The organism is Candidatus Methylomirabilota bacterium (genome assembly GCA_036002485.1).
Taxonomy (GTDB): Bacteria; Methylomirabilota; Methylomirabilia; order Rokubacteriales; family CSP1-6; genus AR37.
Map to the genome: position 1 here is coordinate 25467 of DASYTI010000102.1, position 10288 is coordinate 35754.

Below are 10288 nucleotides of genomic sequence, written 5' to 3' on the forward strand. Positions count from 1 at the left end.
GAGGTGTGCCACAGCGAGCACGCGCACCTCTGGCGGTAGTTCCATGAAGACCAGCGCATACGGGAAGCGAGGGAGTAGAGCGCGCCGGATCGAGAGTTCTTCCGGCAGGTCCAGGAGAAGCGGAAACGAGTCGGGGTAGCTGCCAATCCATGCAGCCGCTTCGGCGATCTCGACGAACGCCTCCCGGGAGAGGCGGCACTCTTTCACCTATCTGGCAATCTCTGCTGAATCTCGGATCGAGCCTCGGACCAGGTCAATCCAACACGAGCAGGCTCGAGAGAACGAGCCCGGTCACGCGCGCGACGAAGTCTCCCAGAACGGGCGTGGCGAGGATTCCCATGTCAGACCTCCTCTTCCCTGAAGACAGCGCCGAGCACCGGATGCGGTCCCGCAGGTAGCGAGAGCCGTCGCCCGCTCGCAAGCTCTACCGCGATAGGGCCCTCACTCTCAACCGGGTCTATCTCGACGGCAAGGCGCATGGGCGAGCCGGGCCAGGAAAAGACGAGCTCGCCGCGCGAACCCTTGGCGGCGGTGCCCTGAAGCACGGTCTTCCACTGGGTCATGGCCCGCTCGACGGACTGACAGCGCAGCCTCAGCCCCAGGACATTGACAGGTGGCGGCGCGCCGGGCACACCACGCGGGGGAACCATGGGGCGGGAGCCGGCGTGCGGCGGCCCCTCCTCGGCGAACTGGACCACGATGCCCAGGGCCTGCTTGGGGTGGAGAAAAGCCTCCTTCCACTCCGGATCGGAGTCGTCGCGGTCGACGATCCCGTAGCCCGCGGACTCCGCGCGGGCGCAGGCCTCCGCGAGGCTCGGCACCTTGAAGGTCACGTGATGGATGCCCGCGCCTCGCTCGGAGAGAAAACGATGGAGAAAGCCCGACGGCCCCGCGGGCTCCATGATCTCGATCGATCCGCCGCCCTCGAAGCGATAGGTGCCCCACGTGAAGACGCCTGAGGGCTGGCCCACGTCTGGCACGCCGCCCAGCTCGCCGGAGAGAAACGGTGCGGCGTCGGACATCCGCGGCAGGGCGATGGCGAGGTGATCGAAGAGGACACGGTCGACCAGACTCAACCGGTGAAGACCTCCCGGGCCGCCTCGAGCGCGCGGTCGATGCCCTGCGGGCTCACGTCCAGATGGGTGACGGCGCGGACCGTGCGGGGGCCGATGGCCCCCATGCGCACGCCTCGCGAAAGAAGCCGTTCCACGGCGGCGGGGGCGCCGATCGAGCCCGTCAGGTCGAAGAAGACGATATTGGTCTCGATGGTCGTTGGATCCAGCGAGAGGCCGGGCAGGGTGGCGAGTCCTTCGGCCAGACGCTTCGCGTTGGCATGGTCGTCCGCGAGCCGCTTGACGTGGTGACGGAGTGCATACACTCCACCCGCGGCAATGATGCCCGCCTGGCGCATGGCCCCGCCCATCTGCTGCTTGCAGCGCCACGCCTCCGCGATGAACTCTCGCGAGCCCGCGATGGCCGCGCCCACCGGCGCCCCCAGGCCCTTGGTGAAATCGATCCAGGCCGAGTCGAAGGGCGCCGCCCACTGCTGGGCCGAGATGCCGCTCGCCACCACCGCGTTCATCAGACGTGCGCCGTCCATGTGAGTGCTGAGCCCCCGGCGTCGCGCGACATCGATCACCGCGCGGATCTTCTCGAGCGGCCACACGGAGCCACCGCCCAGATTGGAGGTCTGCTCCACCCAGAGGAGACGGCTGCGCGGCATGTGACGGTTGTCCGGACGTATGGCCGCCTCGACGGCCGCGAAGTCGAACTGACCCCGCGGGCCGTCGAGCCCCTGCACGTTGATGCCGGCCAGCGCGGCCGGCCCGCCCGTCTCGAAGTGGATGGGATGCGCGGTGCGATGGGCGATCATCTCCTCGCCGGGGCGGCAGTGCACGCGCATGGCGATCTCGTTGCACATGGTGCCCGAGGGCAGAAAGAGGGCGGCGTCCTTGCCCAGGAGCTCGGCGACCATGTCCTGCAGGAGATTGACCGTGGGATCCTCGTACTTCTGCTCGTCGCCCACCTCCGCCTCGCACATGAAGCGGCGCATCTCGGCGGTGGGCTTGGTCACCGTGTCGCTGTAGAGATCGACCTCGATCGCCATCGGTGCTCGCCTATTGCATCGGCGAGAAGGCCGACGGCATGACGATCTTGGTCGCCTGGGTGAGCAGGCTGTCCGCCCCGCCGCCCGGCGGCCACAGGCCCTCGGCCACCGCCTTCTTCCGCGTGGCCACCCGCGCGTCCAGGGTCGGATAGGGCCAGATGTGGATGAACTTGTTCGCGGTGCCGAATTCGACGTGGCCGACCAGGGCCACCGGCGAGAGCCCGAGACGGCCGGGCAGCTTGGCTTCCCAGCGCTTCATCGTATCGGGCAGCGTCCCCGCCCTGAAGGTGTAGTAGCGGAACTCGTAGTAGGGGCCGTAGGTGCCCGGCTTGGGCTCGGGGGCGAAGGGAAAGGGGACCACGATCTCCACGGACATCGTCGTGATGAACTCCTGGATCTTGGGCGGCCAGTTCGCGTCCTTGGCGGCAGCCGCGCGCACCTTGGCCCGATCCTCCATGCTCTCGTACTTCCAGATGTGGATGATCTCGTTGAGCGGCCCGATCTCCGTGTGGAAGAAGGCGGCGAGCTCCGAGTACTTCTTGCGGTGCTCGTAGGCCTCGCCGTAGCGCTTCTCGACCTCGCCGAGGCTGCCGACCTTGACGCCGTAGGTGCGGATCTCGTAAATCATGGTGCGCTCCTCTCTAGGTTAGAAGTTTAGGGAAGCAGGCCGATCTCGCGGAAGAAGCGACGAGCGCCAGGATGAATGAGCTCGGGACGCGGGGCGCCCGCCACGGTATTTGCCGCGGTCGTCTCGTGCCCCTGGGGCAGCTTGGCGGCGATCATGGCCTCGCCGCGGTGAAGGGCGCGGGCGAGGCGATACGCCGTGTCCTCGGCCAGGGTGGGCGAGGCGAGGATGAAGCTCCACGAGCCCACCGACACGATGGGCTCGCTCTGTCCCGGATAGGCGCCCGCGGGAATCGTCAAGGTCTTGAGGAAGGCGTGCTTGGCCTGGATGCGCGCGCGCTCCGTCGGACTAGGGGCGATGAAGCGCCCGCCCTGGGCGCCACGGGCGACGGCGGCGAAGCCGGGCCAGCCCGCCCCGCCACCCCAGAGGGCGGCCGCGCGGCCGTCGCCGACCATGGCGGGCCCGTCGCCCGCCTGATCGAGGTAGACGGACTGGAAATCACGCTCCATGTCGAGGCCGAGCCCGTCCAGCACATAGCGGGCGAGGACCACGAGGCCGGATCCGCGAGCGCCCCAGGCCACGGTCTTGCCCTTGAGATCGGCGATGGTCCGGTAGGGCTGATCACCCCGCACCACGAACATGCCGGGCGTGGTGTACATGGCCACGAGGATCTGGAGCCGCGCGGGCGGACGGCCGACGCCGCTCAGCGCCTCGTGGGCGACCTCGCCCTGGACCAGCGCGAGGTCGAGCTGTCCCGCCTCGAGGAGCGGCACGTTCTCGGTGGAGCCCTTGGTATTCCGCGTACGCACCTCGAGCGAGGGGTCGGTGGCGTGAATGGTCTCGGCCACCGCTTGCCCATAGACGGGAAAGCCGCCGCCGGGCGTGGCCGTGCCGAGGGTGACCACGGTCCGCTGCTCCTCAGCCCGGGCCAGGCCCATGGCGAAGAGGATGGTGGCGGCGGCCCCGAACCACTTCATCATCGAAGCGCCTGACGCCCGAGATCCACCAGGCGCTCGGCCACCGTCTTCAGGAGCCGCCAGGCCGGCTCGTGATTCCGGGTCGCCTCGGGATCGTCGAGGTAGGTATCGAGCAGCACATACGGCGCGCCCATGGCCTCGAGCGCTCGGAGATCGCCGCGCACCTGCTCGAGGCTGCCCTGGCCCGCGGAGCGCGCGTCTTCGGGCATCGGCCCGTCCGAGAGCTGCAGCTTGATCCGCGGGCAGAGGGCGGGCACCGGCCGGTCCTCCTTCTGGGCGATCTCCTTGAGCCTGGGCAGTCCCGCGTCCCGCAGCCAGTCCACGCGCACCCTGATCGGGTGCCAGGCGTCGCCGTGGACCACCGCGCGCCGGAGCGCGCCCTCGCTGGCGCCGCCCACCCAGATGGGCGGGTGGGGCGCGCGGAGCGGCCGCGGAGACGTGTGAACGCCCTGGAAGCGGACGAAGCGTCCCTCGTAGCTCGCGATGTCCTGGGTCCAGCAGGCCTTGATCGCGCTCAGATAGTCATTGGTCATGGCCCCGCGCTTCTCGAAGGGGAGCCCGAGCGCCTCGAACTCGTGCTTCGCCCATCCCACGCCCACCCCGAAGATGAAGCGCCCACCCGAGAGCTGGTCCACGGCGGCGGTGGCGCGCGCCGTCTCGAGCGGATGACGATAGGGGACGATGATGACGGTGGTGCCGAGCTCCACTCGCCGCGTCACGCCGGCGAGCCAGCCGAGCAAGGTCAAGGGTTCGAAGAAGGGCGCGGGATAGCGGCCGGCGACGTCGGGCGTGATGGCCACGTGGTCGGAGGTCATGAGGAGGTGATAGCCCAGCTCCTCGACGAGGCGCGCCCACGAGAGCAAGGCCTCCGGCGTGGCGCCGGGGCCGAAATTGATGAGGTTGACGCCGATCTTCATGAAAGGACCTGGGCCAGTCCCTCGACCACCGTCAGGCTCGGCAGCCGCTTCAAGGCATGGGGAGCGATCTTGATCTTGGAGGACCGGCTGCCCCCTCCCAGGATGACGTAGTCGAGCGCCATGATCCGCTCGTCGACGTAGACAGGCAGGTCTTGGGGCAGGGCGAAGAGCGTCACGCCGCCGATCATCATGCCGGTGAGGGCCTGCGTCTCCTCGGCGGTGGCGAAGGAGACGCGCGAGGCGCCGAGGAGCTTGCGCACGGTGTGGTTGACGTCGAGGCGCGTGGTGGCGAGGACGAGGCAGGCGCAGTACTGCTTGGGCTCCTTCTTCGAGGCCACGATGATGGTGTTGCCCGAGTGGTCGAGCGGGATGCCGTACCTCTCGCAGAAGGCCGCGGTGTCCGCGAAGTCAGGGTCGATCCGCATCAGCTCGAACGGCGCGCCCAGCTCCTCGAGGCTCACCGCGACCTTCCTCTCGACGTCGGCGTCGTCGCTCATGGATAGGGCGCCGGAGGCTCAGGCAGGAGCGGGCGCGGGCTCGATCTCGACGAGGCAGGTGTTGTACGTCGGCGCCCCCGCCGGGGTGGCGCGGTCTTCCGTCAGGACATTGGCGCATCCCCGCGTGTCGGTACCGGTGGCGGCGGGCGTGAACCAGGCGCCCTCCTTGATGGAGACGACCCCGCGGGCGATGCGGTCGGTCACGCGCGCGGGCAGGATGGTCGCGCCCCGCTGATTGAAGACGCGCACGGGCAGGCCGTGCTCGATGCCGCGCGCGGCCGCGTCCTCGGGATGGATCCACACGTCCTGGGTGTCCGCCCGGGCGAGAATGTCCTGGTTGTCGTGAATCGAGTGCGTGCGCGCCCGCGACTTGGGCGAGATCAGCTCGAGCGGATAGCGCGGGTCGCCCGCGTGAGGCGGGATCCACGTGGGGATGGCGGGAATCCGGCCGAGCCCGTACGGGTCGGGGTCGGCGGCGATAGAGGTCGAGTAGATCTCGATCTTCCCCGACGGCGTCGAGAAGGGATGCCGGACGGGATCGCGGACCTCTCGCGCGAAGGCCACGGCTTCCTCCGGAGCGGGCAGGCGGGCCAGCCCGTGCTCGCGGAAGGCGTCGAAGTCGTCGATGTCGGTGCCGGCGCAGACCTCGCGCAGCCACTCGATGTCCTCCATGCGATTGTAGCCCTGCAGCCCCAGGCGGTTGGCGAGATCCGCGCAGATGTCGACATCGTTGCGGCACTCGTACATGGGCTTGACGGCCTGACGCATGAAGATGGCGTAGTGGCCTGTCCCGCTCCACGGCGTGTGAATGTCGTTCCGCTCCCAGAACGTGGTGGCGGGCAGGACGATGTCGGCATAGCGCGCCGTCGGGGTCAGGAAGTGATCGTGGGCAACCATGAACTCGAGACGCTCGAGCCCGGCCGTGATCTTGTTGACGTTGGGACACTGGTTGGCCAGGTCACCGCAGGCGGAGTAGACCATTCTGATATCGGCGGGATAGCCGCCGGCGCGGCCGCGCGCGAGCAGATCGGCGAGCAGCGTCGAGGCCACGCGCGCGTTGACGGGGTTGGGTGGCGCGCCCTGGCGCTTGATGCCGTGGAACTGCGCGCCGCCGCTGCAGCCGGAATTGCCGCCGGGGATGCCGACATTGCCGGTGATCGCGCAGAGCGCGTAGGCCGCGCGGTGGAACTGCTCGCCGTAGGCCGTGCGTCCCGGCGCGTAGCCGCAGTGGAGGGCGGCGGGCTTCATGGTGGCGAACTCGCGCGCGAGCCTTCGTATCGTCTCGGTGGGGACCCCGGTGAGGGGCGCCGCCCATTCGGGCGTCTTCACCACGCCGTCGGAGAGACCGAGCAGGTACGAGCGATAGGACGAGCCCGGCGGCGCGCCCTCCGGCAGGTGCGCCTCGTCGAAGCCCAGGACCAGCCGGTCGAGGGAAGCCTGGTCGTGTAGCCCTTCGCTCACGATGACCTGGGTCATGGCGATGAGCATGGCCGCGTCGGTACCGGGGCGAATCGGCACGTGCTCGTCGGCCATCTTCACGCTCGTCCGCGTGGCCCGTGGATCGATGGTGATCATGCGGACGCCCTGCTCGCGCGCCCAGTGGACATACTGGGGTGAGTTGGTCCCGAAGGTGCCGTCGGCGGGACTCCAGCCCCAGAGGATCATGAGTCGCGAGTTGACGTAGTCGGTGGGCTCACGCCCCGCGAACTTGCAATCCACCTTGGTGCCATAGGTGTGACGGAGGGCGAAGATCTCCGCCTCGTTCGAGAGGCTCGACCAGAGCTCGGTGCAGCCTCCGAAAAGGTGAAGCAGGCGCTGGACCACGGCGCGATTGTGGATCACCGCCGTGCTCCCGGTGCGCGAGCAGTCGAGGATGGCCGCGGGGCCGTAGGTGTCACGGATGCGCCGCATCTGGGCCGCGACCTCGTCGAGCGCCTCGTCCCACGAGACGCGCTCGTAGGCGCCCGAGCCCTTCGGGCCCACGCGGCGCAGCGGATAACGTAGCCGGTCGGGGTGATTGACGCGCTCGGCGGCGCCGAAGCCGCGCACGCAGGCGGTGAGGGGAGGCATCTCGGGCGTCCAGCGCCGGGGATCGGTGCTGATGCGCACAATCTGGCCGTCCTTGACATGCGCATTGACCACGCAGCGCCCCCCGCAATTGTGGGCGCAGGTGCTGGTGACCACTTCTTCGCCCGGGGCGCCGGCCTTGCGCGGGGTCTCGTAGACGGTCCGTGACTTCATGGGCGGCTCAGTTGAACACCACCACGCCGCGAGCGACCTGGCCCGAGGTCAGGGCCTTGAAGCCCTCGTTGATTTCTTCCAGCGTGTAGGTCCGGCTCACGAGCTGGTCGAGCTTGAGCCGGCCATCGAGGTAGAGCTCCACCAGCCGCGGGAAATCGATGGGCGGGCGCACGGAGCCGTACATGGTGCCCTTGAGCGTCTTTTCCTGGAGGGCCATCATGTAGGGCGTGATCGGCGCGCGGACGGCCATGGCCGCCATGCCGACGATGACGGCGACGCCGCCCGGCCGGATGGCGTCCAGGATCTGCAGCGTCGTCTGCTCGCCGCCGATGGCGTCGAAGGCATAGTCGACCCCGCGCCCCTCCGTCAGCTCGCGCACGCGCTCGACGATATTGTCCTGCTTCGCATTGAAGGTGTGGGTGGCCCCGAACTCCTTGGCGTAGCCGAGCTTGCTGTCGAGGAGATCCGCGGCCACGATCATGCCCGCTCCGGCCAGCCGCGCGCCCTGCACGACGTTGAGCCCTACGCCGCCGCAACCGATGACGAGCACCGAGGCGCCCGCTTCGACGCGCGCGCACGAGGTGACGGCCCCCACCCCCGTGGGGACGCAGCAGCCCACCAGCGCCGCCTGGGGCCACGGCATCTCCTTGCGGACGGGCACGAGCATCTCGGCCGGGCAGACGACGAACTCGGAGAAGGTGCCGATGCGCGCCATCTGGTTGATGTTCTGCCCATCGCGGCGCAGGCGGTGGCTGCCGTCGAGCATGGCGAAGCGCGCGCTCTTGTGCCCGTCGCAGAGAATGGAGCGCCCGAGCGAGCAGTAGAGGCAGCGGCCGCACTGGGGCCGGAACGAGAAGATGACGTGATCGCCGGGCTTGACGTTGGCCACGCCCGGGCCGACCTCTTCCACGATGCCCGCCGCCTCGTGGCCGAGGGCCATGGGCAGGGGCAGGGGCCAGTCGCCGTTCATGATGTGCCAGTCGCTGTGGCAGATGCCCGCGGCCTTGACGCGCACACGCGCCTCGCCTGACTGCGGCCCCTGCTGCTCGACCTCCACCACCTGGAGCGGCGTATTCGCCTCGTAGAGAATGGCGGCCTTCATGATCGAGCCCTCCTCAGGACTTCCGGGCCGCGCTCATGGCGGCCCAGACCTTCTGCGGGGTGAGGGGCAGATCCACGTGCGTGACGCCCAGGGGGGCCAGCGCGTCCATCACGGCATTGGCGATCGCGGGCGTGGAGCCGATGGTCGCGGCCTCGCCGACACCCTTGACGCCCAGGGGAGTCCGCGGCGAATGCGTGCGCGTGTGGTCATTGTCGAAGGAGATCAAGTCAACCGTCTTGGGCAGCGCATAGTCCATGAGGCTCGAGGAAAGAAGCTGTCCGCCCTCGTCGAAGGCCGCCTCCTCCCAGAGCGCCTGGCCGATGCCCTGGGCGAGGCCGCCGTGGACCTGGCCCTGGACGAGGAGCGGATTGATGAGGAAGCCCGCATCGTCCACGGACATGTAACGCAGGAGGCGAGGCTGGCCCGTGTCGCGATCGACCTCGACCATGGCCACGTGAGCGCCGAAGGGGAAGAGCATGCCGCGGCTGGCCTTGATGTCCTCCTTCGAGTGCAGGTTGCCCTTGGCGGATGCTGCGACCTGCTGCCAGCTGACCGAACGGTCGGGCACGCCCCGCACGGAGAACCTGCCGTCGGCCGCCACGATGTCGGGGGCGGCCGCCTCGAGGAGATTGGCGGCGATCTGCTGCGCCTTCTCGCGCACCTTGGTGGCGTTGCCGAGCGCGTGCATGCCCCCGCGCGCCGCCGATCGGCTCCCGAAGGTGCCGACGCCATTGCGGACCAGGTCGGTGTCGCCGTGGACGACCTTGACCATGTCCATGGGGATCTGCAGCTCATCGGCCACGAGCTGCGCGAAGGCCGTCTCGTGCCCCTGGCCATGCGAGGCCGAGCCCGTGAGCACGGTGACGCGGCCGTCGTCGGCCACCACCAGGTCGGAGACCTCGTCGTCCTCGAAGCCGCAGATCTCGACATAGGAGGCGAGCCCGATTCCCACGAGGCGGCCTTTGGCGCGAGCCGCCTCCTGCTCCTTGCGGAGGGCGGGGTAGCCCGCCTTGCCGAGGGCGTGGTCGAGGGCGCGGGCGTACTCGCCGCTGTCATAGGAATTGCCGAGGGCGGTGTCGTACGGGAACTTGTCCGGCGGGATGAAGTTGCGCTTGCGGACATCGGCGGGATCGAGCTTGAGCCGGACCGCCAGCATGTCCATGGCCCGCTCGATGAAGTAGGCGGCCTCGGGCCGTCCCGCGCCCCGGTACGGCACGGTGCCCATGGTGTTGGTGAAGCCGCAGACCACCTCGGCGCGCACGGCCTGGACGTCGTAGCAGCCGGTGATCATCTGCGCGCAGAGGATGGGCAGGAGGCAGCCGACGTGGTAGAGGCAGAAGCCGACATTGCCCGTGATCCGGACGTCCATGGCCAGCACGCGGCCCGTCTTGTCCGCCCCCAGCTTCATCCAGCAGCGCATGTCGCGCCCGTGTCCCGTGGCCTGCATGTCCTCGCGCCGCGTGGCCGCCCAGCGCACGGGGCGCTTGAGCCGTCGCGCCAGCATGGTCACGAGCGTGTCTTCCTGGTACACGGGCACCTTGGCCCCGAATCCGCCGCCCACGCGCCCGGTCATGAGGTGGATCTGCTCGGGCTTGAGCTTGAGGCGCTCGGCGATCTGGTTGCGCATGGTGTGCGGGGTCTGCGTGTCGCCCCACATGGTGAGCTTCTGCGCCTTGTCGTCCCAGACGGCGCTGCAGGCGCGCGGCTCCATGCAGATCGGCAGCACCCGCTGGTTCATCATGTCGAGCTCGAGGACGACATGTGAGGCCTTGAAGCCGGCCTCCACGCCTTCCTTCTCGAGCTTGAAGGAGACGGCGAGGTT

General features: G+C 69.1%; 9 protein-coding genes. All 9 read right to left on the bottom strand.

Annotation, left to right across the window (positions count from 1 at the left end):
- Positions 1-341: 341 nt before the first annotated feature.
- Positions 342-1076, bottom strand: a complete 735-nt coding sequence (locus VGT00_09865) for a VOC family protein (protein ID HEV8531711.1) — start codon at positions 1074-1076, stop codon at positions 342-344.
- Entirely contained in the window at positions 1073-2107 is a 1035-nt protein-coding gene (locus VGT00_09870) for a GntG family PLP-dependent aldolase (protein ID HEV8531712.1), read from the bottom strand. Before VGT00_09870 ends, VGT00_09865 begins: the two co-directional genes overlap by 4 nt.
- A gap of 10 nt (positions 2108-2117) precedes the next feature.
- Positions 2118-2735, bottom strand: coding sequence for an NIPSNAP family protein (locus VGT00_09875; protein ID HEV8531713.1), 618 nt, complete (start codon positions 2733-2735; stop codon positions 2118-2120).
- Between the two features lie 26 nt (positions 2736-2761).
- Entirely contained in the window at positions 2762-3712 is a 951-nt protein-coding gene (locus VGT00_09880; protein ID HEV8531714.1) for a TAXI family TRAP transporter solute-binding subunit, read from the bottom strand.
- Positions 3709-4626 carry a TIGR03619 family F420-dependent LLM class oxidoreductase gene (locus VGT00_09885; GenBank protein ID HEV8531715.1) on the bottom strand — a complete coding sequence of 306 codons (918 nt, stop codon included), beginning with the start codon at positions 4624-4626 and terminating at the stop codon, positions 3709-3711. Before VGT00_09885 ends, VGT00_09880 begins: the two co-directional genes overlap by 4 nt.
- Complete coding sequence (locus tag VGT00_09890; protein ID HEV8531716.1) at positions 4623-5123, bottom strand: YbaK/EbsC family protein; 501 nt, start codon at positions 5121-5123, stop codon at positions 4623-4625. Before VGT00_09890 ends, VGT00_09885 begins: the two co-directional genes overlap by 4 nt.
- 18 nt (positions 5124-5141) lie before the next feature.
- On the bottom strand, positions 5142-7364 hold the full coding sequence (locus VGT00_09895) for a molybdopterin-dependent oxidoreductase (GenBank protein HEV8531717.1): 2223 nt from the start codon (positions 7362-7364) through the stop codon (positions 5142-5144).
- 7 nt (positions 7365-7371) lie between these two features.
- Complete coding sequence (locus VGT00_09900; GenBank protein ID HEV8531718.1) at positions 7372-8466, bottom strand: Zn-dependent alcohol dehydrogenase; 1095 nt, start codon at positions 8464-8466, stop codon at positions 7372-7374.
- Positions 8467-8479: 13 nt separating this feature from the next.
- On the bottom strand, positions 8480-10288 hold a 1809-nt coding region (locus VGT00_09905; protein HEV8531719.1), incomplete at its 5' end, for a molybdopterin cofactor-binding domain-containing protein.

Bases quoted from the DNA above. Each gene is read 5' to 3' on its own strand.
- VGT00_09875 (HEV8531713.1), bottom strand. From the start codon at position 2,735: ATGATTTACGAGATCCGCACCTACGGCGTCAAGGTCGGCAGCCTCGGC.
- VGT00_09890 (HEV8531716.1), bottom strand. From the start codon at position 5,123: ATGAGCGACGACGCCGACGTCGAGAGGAAGGTCGCGGTGAGCCTCGAG.
- VGT00_09870 (HEV8531712.1), bottom strand. From the start codon at position 2,107: ATGGCGATCGAGGTCGATCTCTACAGCGACACGGTGACCAAGCCCACC.
- VGT00_09880 (HEV8531714.1), bottom strand. From the start codon at position 3,712: ATGATGAAGTGGTTCGGGGCCGCCGCCACCATCCTCTTCGCCATGGGC.
- VGT00_09900 (HEV8531718.1), bottom strand. From the start codon at position 8,466: ATGAAGGCCGCCATTCTCTACGAGGCGAATACGCCGCTCCAGGTGGTG.
- VGT00_09895 (HEV8531717.1), bottom strand. From the start codon at position 7,364: ATGAAGTCACGGACCGTCTACGAGACCCCGCGCAAGGCCGGCGCCCCG.
- VGT00_09885 (HEV8531715.1), bottom strand. From the start codon at position 4,626: ATGAAGATCGGCGTCAACCTCATCAATTTCGGCCCCGGCGCCACGCCG.